This is a genomic window from Mesorhizobium sp. M0001, assembly GCF_040324255.1.
Lineage (GTDB): Bacteria > Pseudomonadota > Alphaproteobacteria > Rhizobiales > Rhizobiaceae > Mesorhizobium.
Genome location: NZ_JAMYVS010000002.1, coordinates 341,363 through 356,818, shown reverse-complemented (window position 1 = coordinate 356,818; position 15,456 = coordinate 341,363). Strand labels below are relative to the sequence as shown.

16 protein-coding genes and 1 pseudogene are annotated in these 15,456 nt (G+C 64.1%); 9 read left to right on the top strand and 8 right to left on the bottom strand.

Annotation, left to right across the window (positions count from 1 at the left end):
* Nucleotides 1–288: 288 nt before the first annotated feature.
* The 4 genes from rpoN to lptC all read right to left on the bottom strand — a co-directional run bounded on the left by rpoN (nt 289) and on the right by lptC (nt 4,128).
* On the bottom strand, nt 289–1,815 hold the full coding sequence (rpoN, locus tag NKK50_RS06685; RefSeq protein ID WP_023735117.1) for an RNA polymerase factor sigma-54: 1,527 nt from the start codon (nt 1,813–1,815) through the stop codon (nt 289–291).
* 213 nt (nt 1,816–2,028) lie between these two features.
* Nucleotides 2,029–2,847 carry an LPS export ABC transporter ATP-binding protein gene (gene lptB, locus NKK50_RS06680; RefSeq protein WP_023669746.1) on the bottom strand — a complete coding sequence of 273 codons (819 nt, stop codon included), beginning with the start codon at nt 2,845–2,847 and terminating at the stop codon, nt 2,029–2,031.
* Nucleotides 2,844–3,428, bottom strand: coding sequence for an LptA/OstA family protein (locus tag NKK50_RS06675; RefSeq protein WP_023683069.1), 585 nt, complete (start codon nt 3,426–3,428; stop codon nt 2,844–2,846). Before NKK50_RS06675 ends, lptB begins: the two co-directional genes overlap by 4 nt.
* Complete coding sequence (lptC, locus tag NKK50_RS06670; protein ID WP_023669748.1) at nt 3,415–4,128, bottom strand: LPS export ABC transporter periplasmic protein LptC; 714 nt, start codon at nt 4,126–4,128, stop codon at nt 3,415–3,417. Before lptC ends, NKK50_RS06675 begins: the two co-directional genes overlap by 14 nt.
* 295 nt (nt 4,129–4,423) lie before the next feature.
* Between lptC and sppA the strand changes: the two genes are divergently transcribed.
* From sppA to lhpI, 4 genes are all read left to right on the top strand, one after another.
* Nucleotides 4,424–5,380 (top strand): signal peptide peptidase SppA, encoded by a 957-nt coding sequence (sppA, locus tag NKK50_RS06665; protein WP_023700101.1) that lies wholly within the window; start codon nt 4,424–4,426, stop codon nt 5,378–5,380.
* Between the two features lie 80 nt (nt 5,381–5,460).
* Nucleotides 5,461–5,745, top strand: coding sequence for an integration host factor subunit beta (locus tag NKK50_RS06660; RefSeq protein ID WP_023700102.1), 285 nt, complete (start codon nt 5,461–5,463; stop codon nt 5,743–5,745).
* A gap of 53 nt (nt 5,746–5,798) precedes the next feature.
* Nucleotides 5,799–6,143, top strand: a complete 345-nt coding sequence (locus NKK50_RS06655) for a lipopolysaccharide assembly protein LapA domain-containing protein (RefSeq protein ID WP_023698203.1) — start codon at nt 5,799–5,801, stop codon at nt 6,141–6,143.
* Between the two features lie 31 nt (nt 6,144–6,174).
* Nucleotides 6,175–7,140 carry a bifunctional Delta(1)-pyrroline-2-carboxylate/Delta(1)-piperideine-2-carboxylate reductase gene (gene lhpI / locus NKK50_RS06650; RefSeq protein ID WP_023683067.1) on the top strand — a complete coding sequence of 322 codons (966 nt, stop codon included), beginning with the start codon at nt 6,175–6,177 and terminating at the stop codon, nt 7,138–7,140.
* On the opposite strand, the gene NKK50_RS06645 is transcribed toward lhpI, so the two are convergent.
* The 4 genes and pseudogenes from NKK50_RS06645 to NKK50_RS06630 form a co-directional block, all read right to left on the bottom strand.
* Nucleotides 7,130–7,552 (bottom strand): VOC family protein, encoded by a 423-nt coding sequence (locus NKK50_RS06645; protein ID WP_023683066.1) that lies wholly within the window; start codon nt 7,550–7,552, stop codon nt 7,130–7,132. The genes lhpI and NKK50_RS06645 overlap by 11 nt on opposite strands.
* Before the next feature lie 133 nt (nt 7,553–7,685).
* Nucleotides 7,686–8,105 (bottom strand): EVE domain-containing protein, encoded by a 420-nt coding sequence (locus NKK50_RS06640; protein WP_023683065.1) that lies wholly within the window; start codon nt 8,103–8,105, stop codon nt 7,686–7,688.
* A pseudogene (locus NKK50_RS06635) lies at nt 8,102–8,512 on the bottom strand (VOC family protein). The gene NKK50_RS06640 and the pseudogene NKK50_RS06635 overlap by 4 nt, the downstream one beginning before the upstream one ends.
* 91 nt (nt 8,513–8,603) lie before the next feature.
* A complete protein-coding gene (locus NKK50_RS06630; RefSeq protein ID WP_023698199.1) occupies nt 8,604–9,302 on the bottom strand; it encodes a helix-turn-helix transcriptional regulator in 699 nt (232 codons plus the stop codon).
* Nucleotides 9,303–9,429: 127 nt separating this feature from the next.
* On the opposite strand from NKK50_RS06630, the gene NKK50_RS06625 reads away from it, so the two are divergent.
* The 5 genes from NKK50_RS06625 (at nt 9,430) to NKK50_RS06605 (ending at nt 15,414) form a co-directional block, all read left to right on the top strand.
* The gene (locus NKK50_RS06625) at nt 9,430–10,512 is read left to right on the top strand and encodes an RsmD family RNA methyltransferase (RefSeq protein ID WP_023817165.1); all 1,083 of its coding nucleotides are present in this window, start codon (nt 9,430–9,432) and stop codon (nt 10,510–10,512) included.
* A gap of 34 nt (nt 10,513–10,546) precedes the next feature.
* Complete coding sequence (locus NKK50_RS06620) at nt 10,547–11,404, top strand: TrmH family RNA methyltransferase (RefSeq protein WP_352543205.1); 858 nt, start codon at nt 10,547–10,549, stop codon at nt 11,402–11,404.
* The gene (lspA, locus tag NKK50_RS06615; protein WP_023669760.1) at nt 11,401–11,889 is read left to right on the top strand and encodes a signal peptidase II; all 489 of its coding nucleotides are present in this window, start codon (nt 11,401–11,403) and stop codon (nt 11,887–11,889) included. Before NKK50_RS06620 ends, lspA begins: the two co-directional genes overlap by 4 nt.
* A gap of 105 nt (nt 11,890–11,994) precedes the next feature.
* A complete protein-coding gene (gene acuI, locus NKK50_RS06610) occupies nt 11,995–12,984 on the top strand; it encodes an acrylyl-CoA reductase (NADPH) (protein ID WP_352543204.1) in 990 nt (329 codons plus the stop codon).
* 141 nt (nt 12,985–13,125) lie between these two features.
* Nucleotides 13,126–15,414 (top strand): response regulator, encoded by a 2,289-nt coding sequence (locus NKK50_RS06605; RefSeq protein ID WP_352543203.1) that lies wholly within the window; start codon nt 13,126–13,128, stop codon nt 15,412–15,414.
* Nucleotides 15,415–15,456: the final 42 nt, after the last annotated feature.

Below are 15,456 nucleotides of genomic sequence, written 5' to 3'. Positions count from 1 at the left end.
TTCCGGTTGATCACAATCCGCCTTCTTGGCCGTCCCGTGGCCTTCATCGTGACGGACCATCCGCATGCGGGCCGCGAGCCCGTCTCATGCGGGCGGGCTTCTAGACACTTCATTGCAGCTTGTCAATTAATGCATGTCGCCCAGAAGTGCGCTGCGGTTCTGGGACAACGACATGCATCAAAACAAAGACTTAAAGCGCGTCGTATGAATCCGTTTCAGCGCGATGCGCTTTAAGGTCGGAAAGTTGTGGAATCCAGCCATAGCAAAAGCCTTGCCGGGCAAGCAGACCTAGCGCCCCGCGCTCGCCAGAGCGCGCTTTTCACGCCGCCGCTGCACCGACGAGGGAATATTCATACCCTCCCGGTACTTGGCCACCGTGCGCCGGGCAATATCGACGCCGCTTTCCTTCAACATATCGACGATTGCGTCATCGGACAGCACATCGGCGGGCTTTTCCTCGTCGATCAGCTGCTTGATGCGGTCGCGCACCGCTTCCGAGGAATGCGCATCACCGCCGCCCGACGCCGCGATCGAAGCCGTGAAGAAATAACGCAGCTCAAACACGCCACGCGGCGTCAGCATGTATTTGTTGGCCGTCACCCGGCTGACGGTCGATTCATGCATGCCGATGGCATCGGCCACCGTGCGCAGGTTGAGCGGCCTGAGCTGGCGCACGCCATGGACGAGAAAAGCGTCCTGCTGGCGCACGATTTCCGACGCCACTTTCAGGATCGTCTTTGCCCGCTGGTCGAGGCTCCGCGTCAGCCAGTTGGCATTCTGCAGGCATTCGGCCAGGAAATCCTTCTCCGCCTGATTCTTCGCATGCGGCGAGACCTGGGCGAAATAGATGTGATCGACCAGCACGCGCGGCAGCGTCTCGGCATTGAGCTCGACCGTCCAGCTACCGTCATTGGCGGCACGGACTTCGACATCGGCGACGATGGCATCGCTGGCGCCGCCTGAAAATGCCGTGCCCGGACGCGGATCGAGCGCGCGGATTTCGGCCAGCATGTCGAGAAGATCCTCCTCGTCAACCCCGCAAAGCCGCTTCAGCGTCTGGAAATCGCGCCGCGCCAGGAGTTCGAGGTTGCCGATCAGCGTTTTCATCGCCGGATCGAGACGATCGCGCATGGCAAGTTGCAGCGACAGGCATTCGGCAAGGTCGCGCGCAAACAGGCCGACCGGCTCGAATGTGTGGCAGGCTGCCAGCACCTTGGCCACCACCGCCTGATCGGCGCCGAGCCGTTTGGCGATCTCGGCGGGATCGGCGCGCAGATAGCCGGCCTCGTCCAGGCCGTCGGCCAGTTCGGCTGCGATCAGCCTTGCGGCCGGATCGGCAAAGGCAAGCGCGATCTGCTCGCCGACATGCTGGCGCAGCGTGATCGCCGCGGCGGCCATGTCGCCGACGTCGAAGCCTTCGGAAGAACCGGACGAACTATTGCCGGTGGCCGACTTCCACTGCGCCGTCAGGTCCGGACCGAGCCGCTCGCTGGTGCCGGGATCGTCGGGGAACAGATTTTCCAGCGAGCTGTCGAGCTTGTCGGAGATCGCTTCGGCGCTCCACGCCGTCTCGTTTTCGAACCAGTCGCCATCGGCGGCAGGCTCAGGAGCGGCATCGCCCTTCTGCACCTGGTCGCTTGCGGCGTCATCCTGGGGCTCGGCGCGCTCCAGCAGCGGATTGCGCTCGATCTCGTCGTCGATGAAGTGGTCGAGCTCGACATGGGTGAGCTGCAACAGCCTGATCGACTGCATCAGCTGCGGCGTCATCACCAGCGACTGGGATTGTCGTAGCTGTAGTTTCGCCGCCAACGCCATGGTTCGGTTTCAAACGCCCTTCTGCACCCGGAAGCCTACACATCAGAAGCTGCCGGAAAATGAATTTTTCCGACCTTCCATAGAAACTGGCCCGGCTTTTGCTTGTCAAGGCGAACGATGGCAAAAGGCCCCTACCGAAGCATTATCTCACGCAAAATCGGAGAAAAAGCCCGGCGGGGCGGCAAAAATCACGTCAGGAAACAAATTTCACGCTCAGAGCGTGAAACCTTCGCCGAGGTAGAGCCGGCGCACATCGGGGTTCGCCACCACCTCGTCGGCACGGCCATGAGTCAGCACCTGGCCGGCATGGATGATGTAGGCGCGGTCGATGAGGCCGAGCGTTTCGCGCACATTGTGGTCGGTAATCAGCACGCCGATGCCGCGCGCCGTTAGATGACGAACCAGCTGCTGGATGTCGGCGACGGCAATCGGGTCGATGCCGGCGAACGGCTCGTCGAGCAGCATGTAGGCCGGGCGCGTCGCCAAAGCTCGGGCGATCTCAAGACGCCGCCGCTCGCCACCCGACAGCGACATGGACGGCGACTTCCGCAGATGGCTGATGTGAAATTCCTCGAGCAGTTCGTCGAGATTGCGCTCGCGCACCTTGCGGTCCTTCTCAACCACTTCGAGCACGGCGCGGATGTTCTGCTCGACATTCAGGCCGCGGAAGATCGAGGCTTCCTGCGGCAAATAGCCGATGCCGAGGCGGGCGCGGCGGTACATCGGCATCGAGGTGACGTCGAAACCGTCGATCTCGATCGTGCCCTCATCGACCGGCACCAAGCCGGTGACCATGTAGAAACAGGTGGTCTTGCCGGCGCCGTTCGGCCCGAGCAGCCCGACAGCCTCGCCGGCGCGCACGCCGATGGTGACACCGCTGACCACCTTGCGGCCCTTGTAGCTCTTGGTCAGACCCTTGGCGATCAGGGTGCCCTTGAACTTCGAGGAATCAACGGTGACTGTGGCCGGTGCTGCAAGTTTACTGGCCGCCCGTCCCGGAAGGCGGGTCAGCAGCGAAGACACGCCAGTCATTCGGGCTTCGGGGCCTCGGATTTCGGTGGCGGCGTCATCGACATGATGACGCGCCCGCCGCAGCCATCGACCTGAGCAAGGCCGCTTTTCATCTGCACGGTGAGCTTGCAGCCCTTGAGGACGTTGGGTCCTTGGGACAAGACGACCTCCTTGCCCGACAGAACAAGCACCTGCGTCTTCATGTCGAACGTGGCGTTGTCGCCGGTGGCGATCTGGTCATTCGACTTGATGTAGACTTTGTTCTTGACCACCAGATGGTCGATATTGGCCGAACCGGTCATCGCCGAAGCGCCGGCGGCAGCACCTTTGGCGGCGTTGGGGTCCTTGACGTAGTAGACCTCCATGCTGCCGGCCTTGAGCAGCGTCGGCCCTTGCGTGACGGTGACGTTGCCGCTGAACAGCGCCATGCTGTCGGCCTGGCGGACCTCAAGTTTGTCGCTCTCGATCTGGATCGGCTGGTCGCCCGACAGTTTGAGCCCGGATTGGCTGCTGGCGCTGGACTGAGCCCAGGACGGCGCCATACCCAGCAACAGCAAGGCCGAAGCTGCGGCGACAAGCCGTGCCGAATTACTGGGACGCATTCGTTTCTCCGCTCTTTGCCTCTGCCGCCTTCATAGTGGCCGGATCGATGTGAACGCTTACCTTGTTCTCGAAAACGATGACCTTGCCATTGTCTTCGACCGACATTGAACCCGCGGTGATCCGCGAGCCGTTACGGCTGACATCGACCGCATCACCTGTCTTCATAGAGCCTTTGCCCATATCGAGGAAGACCGATTTGAAGATGGCAGCGACGCCGTCGGTGGTGGTGACGGTAACGTCGCTGGTCATGTCCATCGTGTTGGCGTTTCTGTTGTAGATCCCGCGCTTGGCGTCGACGGTCGCCACATTGTCGGCCGTCAGCGGCAATTTGGCATGGATGCCTTCGAGTTCGATGATGTCCTGCTTGCCGACATCCTGGATGGCGCGCAAGGCCGTCAGCGAATAGGGCAGCTTGTCCTTGGTGAAGCCGTTGAGCTTCGGATTGGCCATCACCAGCTTGCCATCCGCGAAAGCGGTGCCGTCTGCCTGTATCGAAATGTTGATCGGCGCCGCCAGATAGGAATAGACCGGAAACGCAACCGCGATCCCGGCGGCAAGCACCGGCACGGCAAACTTAAGCACGCGCACGCGGCGCGAGTGGCGCTGGGCGCGGTCGAAGGCGTCGCCGCGCGTGCCCGCTGGCGCCGTGGGCGCCAAGGCCGCATCGGCGTTGGTCGGTTCGTTCGATCGCGCAAGCATGACTGACTTCTAATAAACCCTTGTCCGCCAAAACACCTGCTATAGGTGGGTTGCCGGCCCCCGCAAGCAAGCACAAGCGGAGGAAAACCGCAAAAATGTGACGGCCGCTGTTTTACAGACGGAACTCAGGCGACACAATTTCGTCACTTCATAGCAGAAACGAACGCGCCGCGTCATTTTTTCGTGAAATGCCTCCGTCGCGAAGGTCGCTTCGTCGCAGGCTCTTGAGGAAGAGGTAGCCGGGCGCGGACGCTTGCTTTAAAAGCATCGCTTCCCACCGACTGTGAGGCAGACCATGGCACTGAGAGCCGACGACCTGATCGACCGCCGCCGCTTGCGGCGCAAGCTGACCTTCTGGCGCGGCGCCGCCATTGCCATCGTGGCCCTTGGGGTGATTGCGCTTGCAAGCTGGTTCTATGGGGGCGACCTCGGCGGTTCTTCCGTCGACCACATCGCCAAGGTCAGGATCGAAGGCACCATCGCCGAGGACGAGGAACTGATCAAGCGGCTGGAAACCATCCGCACATCCCCGCAGGTCAAGGGCGTCATCCTGGCGATCGATTCGCCCGGCGGCACCACGGTCGGCGGCGAATCGATCTACGAGGAGGTGCGCAAGCTTGCCGCCGACAAGCCGGTGGTGGCCGAGGTCGGCACGCTGGCCGCATCGGCCGGCTACATGATCGCCAGCGCCAGCGACCATATCGTTGCCCGCAAGACGTCGATCGTCGGCTCGATCGGTGTGCTCATCCAGTATCCCGATGTCAGCGGTCTGATGGACAAGGTCGGCATCAAGCTCGAGGAAGTGAAATCCTCGCCGCTGAAGGCATCGCCCTCGCCCTTCAAACCGACCAATGAAGACGAGCGAGCCATGGTCCGCAAGCTCATCCTCGACAGCTATGACTGGTTCGTCGGCATCGTCGCCGAGCGCCGCAAAATGACCCGCGATCAGGCACTGGCCCTTGCCGACGGCTCGATCTTCACCGGCCGCCAGGGCCTTGCCAACGGGCTGATCGACGCTGTCGGCGGCGAGAGCGTGGCGATCGACTGGCTGGCGACCAAGGGTGTCGACGCCAAGCTCAAGGTGGTGGAATGGAAGGACACCGAGCGGCGTGGTGGCTTCCTGTTCTCGAAAGCAATAGCGCGCAGCGTCGGCAGCGCGCTCGGCCTGTCGGAGGCCGGCAGCGACGTGCTTCACGAAATTGGCGCGGATCGCTTGTTTCTTGACGGTCTCGTTTCCGTCTGGCACCCTTGATCTGCCGGTTGGGGCGAGTAAAAAAGCAAATAAAATCATCCTGATAATTTGACCGCAGCGCTTTCACGGGGACCTTTCTGATGATCAAATCCGAGCTTGTGCAGATCATTGCCACGCGCAACCCGCATCTTTTCCTGCGCGACGTCGAAAACATCGTGGGAGCGATCTTCGACGAGATCACCGATGCCCTGGCGGAAGGCAATCGGGTCGAGTTGCGTGGCTTCGGCGCTTTTTCGGTGAAAAATCGCCCTGCCCGCACCGGCCGCAACCCGCGCACCGGCGAATCCGTCGACGTCGAGGAGAAGTGGGTGCCGTTCTTCAAGACCGGCAAGGAATTGCGTGAAAGGCTGAATGGCGGCAAGTAGGCGCGGACCAACGCGCCGGCGTTATCAAGGCCTGCCTTCTCCAGGGAATCTCTATGTTGAACCGCTTCATACTTATCGTGGTCTTCGTGCCGCTCGCCGTCATCCTGATTGCGCTGGCCGTCGCCAACCGCGAGCTGGTCGCCTTCACGCTCGACCCGTTCAACCCCGGCAATCCGAAACTGACGCTGACCTTGCCGCTGTTCATCTTCCTGTTCGTGGCGCTCGCCATCGGCATGGTCGTCGGCAGCCTGGCGACCTGGGTCAAGCAGGGCCGCTACCGCAAGCTGGCGCGCCAGCGCGGCGTCGAGGCCGAGAATTTGCGCCAGGCGGTCAGCCGGGTACCCGCCGCACCGCAAGGCTCGGGCCAGGGGCCGGCGCTGCCGAAGCCAACGGCCTGAAGCCGGCGCTTTTATCTTCGCGGAGTTTTGCATGCTGACCATTTCGGCCGACGCTGTCGACCAGGCGCTGACCTTTCCCGGGCTGGTCGAGACATTGCGCGCGGCCTTCCGCGAGGGTGCTGTGCAACCCGTCCGCCATCATCACGGGGTCGAGCGGCCCGACGGTGCCACATCCACGCTGCTTTTGATGCCGGCGTGGACCGACTTCCATGCGGCCGGCACGTCGGTCGGGGGTCATATCGGCGTCAAGATCGTCACCGTATCGCCCGACAACAACGCCATCGGCAAACCGGCGGTAATGGGGCTCTACCTCCTGCTCAACGGCGCCACCGGCGAGCCCGAAGCGCTGATCGACGGCCAACGGCTGACACAGTGGCGCACCGCTTGCGCCTCGGCGGTGGCGGCCTCCTATCTCGCCCGCGAGGACGCATCGCGGCTTCTGGTGGTCGGCGCCGGCGCGCTGTCGCCGTTCCTCGCCAAGGCGCACTCCGCGGTGCGGCCGATCAAGACCATCCGCATCTGGAACCGCACGCCCGCCAATGCCGAAAAGGTCGCGGCTGATTTGCGCGCGGACGGTTTCAACGCCGAGGCCGCAAGCGATCTCGACGCCGAACTCGCCGAGGCCGACATCGTCTCATCGGCGACGATCACGACGACGCCGCTGGTCAAGGGTGCGCTGCTCAAGCCGGGCGCGCATGTCGATCTGGTCGGCGGCTTCACGCCGACCATGCGCGAGAGCGACGACGACGCGATCGCGCGCGCCCGCGTCTATGTCGACACCCGCGCCGGCGCCACCAAGGAAGCCGGCGACATCGTCCAGCCGCTCGCCTCCGGCGTGCTGAAGCCGGAAGCGATCGTCGCCGATCTGCATGAGCTGGCGCGCGGGGAAAAACAGGGCCGGCAGAGCCCCACTGAGGTCACGCTGTTCAAGTCGGTCGGCGCCGCGCTTGAGGACCTTGCCGCCGGCATTGCCGTCTACAACGCGCTCAAGCAGTAGCGTCTGCGCCGGTTCTGCGATCGAACTTCCTGATCGCTTCCGCGCTGACCGGGGTGAAGAAGTTCACCAGATTGCCATCGGGATCGCGCAGCAGCAGCGACCGGTTACCCCATGGCATCGTCGTCGGCGTCTGTACGAAATCGCCGATGATTTTCGCCAGCCTGCTGTGCTCAGCATCAACATCGGCGACGCGAAACTCGATGATCGCTGAGCGATTGGCGGCCGGCTGCGCCACATCAGTTCCGAACAGGGCCAGCGTGCGGGTGCTGCCGATCGCCAGTGTGCAGGACGGCGTTGCCAGTTCGGCGAAATCGTCTGTGAACCAGGTTGCGGTAAGCCCGGTGATCGTCTCGTAGAATGCCACCAAGGGCTTGATCTGGTCGGTAATGATGCGGATCGAGACGAAGTCCATCTTATTCTCCTGGGGCAAGCGCGACGCTATCTGAAGACAATCGCTTGTCGCACAAGGCTGCTGACAACTTGGTGTCAGCAGCCTTGTCACGGTGTGCCTTGCCCATCCGGCGGCTGGATGCTTCAGCCTGCCTTCATGGCCGCGCCATCGCCTCGGCGATCAGCGCGAAATCATGCGCGGTAATTTCGAACAGGCCAAAGCGCAGCTGGTAACCCCAGTTCGATTTGCCCGCGGTGAAGTCGAGCTGCTCGAGCAGCGGCTTGATCGGCGCTTCCTCGGCCTTGGCCCATTCGACATCCCTGCGGAACGGCGTGAAGCCACCGCCCATGTGGCCCTGATAGGGCTCGCCTTCTCGCACGGTGCCGATTGCCGTGAAGGCCTGCAGGCCGTCCTTCTCGCGCAGAATTGTGGTCGGCGAGTAGTAGATGATGCCGTCGCCGGGCTTGATGCGGCGCAAAGGTGCCGCCTTGCCGTGGTTGACCTGCATGAAGCCGGCCTCGCGGCCGCGCCGGACATGTTCGGCGGAAGCGACCGCGATCCAGTGCGCACTCATTTCTGTTCTCCATTGGCCTGTTCCCCATTGGCCTGTTCTCCGTCGTTCAGCCAGTAGACGCGCAGCCGGTGCTTGTCGGGATCGAGCGCAACGAAGGTGCGGCCGAAGTCCATGTCGGTCGGCGTCTGCAGAACGGTCAAGCCGCGTCCTGCCCAGTCCGTGTAGGCGGCGTCCACCGCATCAGGCCGGTCCAACGCGAAGACGAGCTCCGCACCGCCGCCCGCGGCCGCGGCCGACGGCTCCACCGTGTGGCGCGACCACAGGCCGAGCTTGAAGCCATTGTCGAGCACGAACAGCACGAAGGTCGGCGACGTCTCCACCGGCTGGCGTCCCAGCAGCGCACCGTAGAAGGCGCCGCTCCGCTCCGGGCTGTCGACTTAAAGGATGACGAAATTGGGGGTGTTCATGTCTGCTCTCCAGGGTTTCGATTGGAGGAGCATAGGTGACCCCACTGTCAGATTCTGGCAGCAGCGTCTTGTGGGCGCGTGGAAAGGAGCATTAAGCGCCAGGCTGGCGCTTCGGTGCGTCCAGCGTCGCGCGCCATTCCTTCAGCAGCGCCTGCCGACGACGCGGATAGCGGATATCCGTGGTGTTGAGCCCCGACATCCGGTCGGAGCGAAAATGTCTGAAATCCTGCCGCGTCTCGCACCAGGCCACCACCACCCGCACCTTGTCGAAAAAGCCGAGCGCGAATGGCCAGATCAAGCGCTCGGAGGCGGCGCCGCCGGCGTCGCGGTAAAGAAAGCCGAGTTTTCTCTCGTTGCGGATCGCCTGGCGCACCAGGCCAAGGTCGATGCTTTCGACAGCATCGCCGTGCGGCCCGACCAAAAGCGCGGTCGCATCGAGGTCCTCGCGCAGATCATCCGGCAGCACAGCGGCGATCTTGGCCAGCGCGTCGGTGGCGGCGGCCGACAGCCGCTTGTCCGGTTGTCTGGCAACCCAACGCGATCCCAGAACGATGGCCTCGATCTCCTCGTCGGTGAACATCAGCGGCGGCAGCATGAAGCCGGGTTTCAGCACATACCCCAGCCCAGCCTCGCCCTCGATCGGCGCGCCTTGCCCCTGCAGCGTGGCAATGTCGCGGTAGAGCGTTCGGATCGAAACGTCCATCTCGCCGGCAAGCGTGCGACCGCTCACCGGCCGGCGATGCCGGCGCAGGATCTGGATCAAGTCGAGCAGGCGTTCGGAACGGGACATGATTCCAGATTTGCCTGTTTCCTCAGCGAGGTCCACCACCTCAGACATTCGCACGCTGGACCATTTTGTTTGCGCAGCCGGTGACCCTATGTCAAAAGCGGCCTGCCGCCTCCGGAGACGCTCCTGCTTGAAGTCCTTTCGCGACAAACGCCGCGACAACCGTCCGCCCGCAAAGGGCAGGACCGAACAGGCGCGGCCGCAGCCGGAGACCGTACCAGTCCGACCCGAAGCCAGACAGCCACGCCACGAAACAAAACCGGACGACCGGTCTGATCCGAAGCCCGCCCCCCGTATCCTGGCGCGTCGCGAAGGCATCCTGCCCACTGAGCGCCTGCCGGTGATCCTCGAAGTGGCGCCCAATCAGGATTATGCACTGCTCGACAGCGGCGCCGGCGAGAAGCTCGAACAATACGGCCCCTACCGCATCGTGCGGCCCGAGGGACAGGCGATCTGGCAAAAGGCCTTGCCCGCCAGGGACTGGGACCGCGCCGACGCCATCTTCACCGGCGACACCGACGAGGAAGGCATCGGCCGCTGGCGGTTCCCGAAGGTATCGCTGGGCGAGACCTGGCCGATGAAGCATGACGGCATCGACTATCTCGGCCGCTTCACCTCGTTTCGCCATGTCGGCGTCTTCCCCGAGCAGGCTTCGCACTGGGACCATATGGCCAGCCTGATCGCGGCGGCGAAACGCCCGGTCAAGGTGCTGAACCTGTTCGGCTATACCGGTCTCGCCTCACTGGTTGCGGCCCGCGCCGGTGCCGAGGTCACCCATGTCGATGCCTCCAAGAAGGCGGTCGGCTGGGCGCGCGAAAACCAGGAAATGGCCGGTCTCGGCAGCAAGCCGATCCGCTGGATCGTCGACGATGCAGTGAAATTCGCCGAGCGCGAAGAGCGCCGCGGCAGCCGCTACGACATCATCCTGTTCGACCCGCCCGCCTATGGCCGCGGCCCCAAGGGCGAGGTCTGGCAGTTGTTCGAGGACCTGCCCGGCCTGACCGATCTTTGCCGCGCGATTCTGACGCCGAAACCGCTCGCCGTGGTGCTGACCGCCTATTCCATCCGCGCCTCCTTCTTCGCCATCCATGCCTTGATGCGCGACACTTTTGCCGGCATGGGCGGCACCGTTGAATCAGGCGAACTGATCATCCGCGAGCAATCCGCCGGCCGGGCGCTGTCGACATCGCTGTTTTCGCGCTGGGTGGCCTGAATGCCCGGGAGACCTGAAGGCCCGGGAGTCCCGAATGAATGAGCGGCACGCAGGTGCGCCCGGGCAGGTCAAGGAAGTCACCAGCCTTGCCAATCCGCTGATCAAGGACATCAAGGCGCTCGCCCAGAAGAAATTCCGCGACCAGCAGAACGCCTTCATGGCCGAAGGGCTGAAGCTGGTCATCGACGCCCTCGACCTCGGCTGGTCGATCAGGACGCTGGTTTTCGCCAAGGCCGGACGCGGCAATGCGGCGGTCGAAAAGGTGGCTGCGCGCACGGTTGCCGCCGGCGGCACCGTGCTCGAAGTGTCCGAAAAAGTGCTGGGCGCCATCACCCGCCGCGACAATCCGCAAATGGTGGTCGGCGTCTTCCGGCAAAAACTGCTGCCGCTAAGAGACATCCGCGCTCACGACGGCGACGTCTGGATGGCGCTCGACCGGGTGCGCGATCCCGGCAATCTCGGCACCGTCATCCGCACCGTCGATGCCGTGGGCGCCAAGGGCGTCATCCTGGTCGGCGAGACTACCGATCCTTTTTCTGTCGAGACCGTGCGCGCCACCATGGGCTCGATCTTCGCCGTGCCGGTGACCAAGGCGACGCCGGAAGCATTTCTGGCTTGGCGAAACAGCTTCTCGGGCCTGGTGGTCGGCACCCATCTGAAGGGTGCGGTCGACTACCGCTCGGTCGATTTCTCCCGAGGACCGGTGCTCTTGATGATGGGCAATGAGCAGCAGGGCCTGCCCGACAATCTGGCGGAAAGCTGCGACCGGCTGCTGCGGATTCCGCAGGCCGGCCGCGCCGATTCACTCAATTTGGCGGTCGCCACCGGAATCATGCTGTTCGAGATCCGGCGCGGCGCGCTGAAACTTGCCCCCGAGGACGCCACATCGTGAAATCATGGTCTCCCTATGCGCTGCTGGTGGTGGTGGCAATCGCGCTAGACCAGTGGATAAAGCATCTGATCGAGACCGGCCTCGTCTTCCAGGAAAAGCTCGACCTGGTGCCATTCCTGGCGCTGTTTCGCACCTACAATACCGGCATCGCCTTCTCGATGTTCTCGTCCTTCGGCGACACCGGCCTGGTCGTCATCGCGGTCGTGGTCGTTGCCTTCGTGCTTTATCTGGCGACGCGCACGCCCTCCGGCCATGTGCTGGCCCGCATCGGCTTTGCCCTGATCATCGGCGGCGCGATCGGCAATCTGATCGACCGCGCCGTCTACGGCCACGTCATCGACTATATATTGTTCCACACGCCGGTATGGTCCTTCGCCGTCTTCAACCTTGCCGATGCCTTCATTTCGGTCGGCGCGGCGCTGGTCGTCTTCGACGAGTTCATCGGCTGGCGGCGCGAGGCCAAGCCGCAAGGCCCAGAAGCCTGACGGCCCGACTCTTTTGACCAATTGACCTCGCCGGACGGTCGCCGCACAGTTCGGCCAGAGCCAGCCAATGCCGACCGCCAGCCTTTGCGAAGCCGAGGAGAAGAGATGCCTGAAACCTTCAAAGCCATCCTCGTTTCGCGCGACGCCGAAAAGAAACAGTCGGTGGAGGTCGTCGATTTCGGCGAAGCCGATCTGATGGAAGGCGACGTCACTGTCGCCGTCGAGGCGACGACGGTCAACTACAAGGACGGGCTGGCCATCACTGGGAAAGCGCCAGTGATCCGCCGCTGGCCGCTGGTGCCGGGCATCGATTTCGCCGGAACCGTCCTCTCCTCATCGCATGCCGACTGGCGCAAGGGCGACAAGGTCATCCTCAATGGCTGGGGCGTCGGCGAGACGCATTTCGGCGCCTATGCCGGGCGCGCGCGCGTCAACGGCGACTGGCTGGTGCCGTTGCCCGACGGCATCAGCGCGCACGATGCGATGGCGGTCGGCACCGCCGGCTATACGGCCATGCTCAGCGTCATGGCGCTGGAGCGGCACGGCATCCTGCCGGATCGCGGCCCGGTGGTGGTGACGGGTGCGGCCGGCGGCGTTGGGTCGGTCGCGGTCTCGATCCTGTCCAGCCTTGGCTATCACGTCATCGCCTCGACCGGCCGCAACGCCGAGAGCCCCTATCTGATCGACCTCGGTGCCGCCGAAGTGATTTCGCGTGAGGAACTCTCCCAGCCGGCCAAGCCGCTGGCCAAGGAGCGCTGGGCCGGCGGCATCGATGCCGTCGGCAGCCACACGCTGGCCAATGTGCTGTCGATGACTGCCTATGGCGGCGCGGTCGCCGCCTGCGGCCTGGCGGGTGGCATGGATCTGCCGTCGAGCGTCGCCCCGTTCATCCTGCGCGGCGTCTCGCTGCTCGGCATCGATTCAGTGATGGCGCCAAAGGCTGTGCGGCTGGAAGCCTGGCGCCGCATCGGCAGCGATCTTGATCTCAAGAAGCTCGCCGGCCTCTCGACGACCATCGGCTTCGACGGCATCATCACCGCCGCCCATGACATCGTCGAGGGCAAGATCAGGGGCCGCGTGGTTGTCGATATGTGAGGCTCCCGAAGCATGATCCCGAAGGGAATCAGGTTTCGGAAAAGATCAGGCGATGCGGAAAACCGCCAAAAATGCATGACCGCTAAAATTCGAACGATCCGCCGCGCTTTTCCATAATCTCTATCTGGCAAGGAGTTCCGCATGATCGCGGAGTCCGCCAGGAAAGAGAAGAGCCGTGCCGAAAGCGTCGACGGGCCGAGTCCGGCGACGGCGAAGCGGCAGCGTGTTGCGCCGCCGCCGCTGGCGCCGGATTTGCCGCGCGCCACGTCCGAGGGCCTGCCGTTCCTGACGGTGGTCGCCAGTGTCGTGCTGGCGGGCCTCTCCCACCTCACCGGTGCGCCGATCTTCATCACCCTCGGCCTGCTGGCAACAGGCCTTGCCGGCGTCGCCATGCACCTGCGCAGCCGGCGCACCGTCCGCCGCGCGGCGGCCTTGCTCGACGAAACCGCGGCCCGTAGCCGCGCCGAAATCGAGACGCTGGCCGACCGCATGTGGGAGATGCAGGAGAGCGAGGAGCGTTTTCGCGGGCTGATCGATGCGCTCGGCGATCTCGTCGTCCACCGCGACCGCGACGGCCACATCGTCTACGCCAACAAGGTTTTCGCCAGCCTCGTCGGAACCGACCAACGCGACCTTGCCGGCAGGACTCTGGCCGACCTCGGCATCGATGTCGGTATCGTTCCCGACGCCGCCTTTTCGGATCACGAATGCCTGAGTTCCACCGACGTCTCCATCCGCACGCCGAACGGTCCGCGCTGGTTCTCGTGGATCGAACTGTCGGTACGCGACAAGGATAGCGGCGCCGTCTCGCACCGGGCGATTGCCCGCGACATCACCGCGCGCAAACGCGCCGAATCCTCGCTGATCACCGCGCGCGAGCGCGCCGAATATGCCAGCCAGGCCAAGTCGCGCTTCCTCGCCACCGTCAGCCATGAGATCCGCACGCCGATGAACGGCATCATGGGCATGGCCAAGCTACTGGCCGACACCAATCTGTCGCCCGAGCAGCGCACCTATGTCGGCGCCGTCTCGACCTCGGCCAGCGCGCTTTTGGCGCTCATCGAGGATTTGCTCGACTATTCCAAGATAGAGGCCGGCCGTTTCGACCCGGAGCCGCAGCCGACATCGCTGCGCGAAATCGCCGACAACATCATCGAACTGATGGCGGCGAAAGCCTTCGCCAAGAACATCGGCCTCGGCTGTCATGTCGAGCCCGACGTGCCACAGATGATCATGGCCGATCCGGGAAGAGTCAGGCAGGTGCTGCTCAACCTGATCGGCAATGCGATCAAGTTCACCGACACCGGCGGCGTGCTGGTTTCGGTTGCACGGGCCCGCACCGAGACCAGCGACCGCATCTGCTTCACCGTCGCCGACACCGGCCCTGGCCTGCGCGAAGAGGATATGGAGCGCATCTTCGAGGAGTTCGAACAGTCCGACGGCACCTCGACCCGCACCCATGGGGGCGCCGGCCTCGGTCTGGCCATATCGAGGCGCCTGGTCGCCGCCATGGGCGGTGCCATTTCGGTGTCGAGCCGGCTTGGCGAGGGATCGGAATTCGTCTTCGAGATCCCGGCCGCAGGAGCAACCGAAGCACCGCAGAACCGGCAGAACATCCTGGCCGGCCGGCGCGCCGTGATCGTGTCGAAGAACGCCGTCGAGGCGGACGCCATCGCCCGCACCATCCGCGCCCATGGCGGCGCCGTCGACGTCGCCGCAACCGCTTCCCAGGCGACGCCCTTCGCCGAACATTGCGATGTGCTGTTGATCGACGCGGCCCTGGAGGACGGCGACGGCAGACTGCTCAAGCGCCTGCGCCAGAGTGGCTTTGCCGATTGCGAGGCGATCACGCTGATCGCGCCGACCGACCGCGGCATGCTTGGCGAATTCCGCGCCAGCGGCTACGCCACCTTCCTGGCAAGGCCGGTGCGCGGCGAAACGCTGCTGCGCGTGCTGTTGACCAATCACGCCCCTGCCTTGCCCCAGCCCAAGCCGGAAAAGAGCGGCGTGTCCGCCCTTCGTGTCCATGGCGGGCGCCGGCAAGGCTTGTCGGTGCTGATCGCCGAAGACAACGACATCAACGCCATGCTTGCCCGCGCCACGCTTTTGAAGGCGGGACATCGCGTGAAAGTGGTCGGCAATGGCAAGGCCGCGGTCGAGGCGGTGACCGAAGCCGGGCTGAAAAACCGCTTCGATGTGGTGCTGATGGATCTGCACATGCCGGTCATGGACGGGCTGGACGCGATCGCCGCCATCCGCCGCCACGAGGAGGAAATGGCTGTGCCGCCGGTTCCGATCATGGTGCTTTCGGCCGACAGCCAGGAAAAGACCCGCCACACCGTGCTCGCCCATGGCGCCAGCGGCTTTGTCACCAAGCCGCTCGATCCCGACGCGCTGGTCCATGCCGTCGAGGGCCAGGTGGCCGCCTGAATTCATGTCGCTCGAAAATGGCCCCGGTTTTGAGAAGACGAC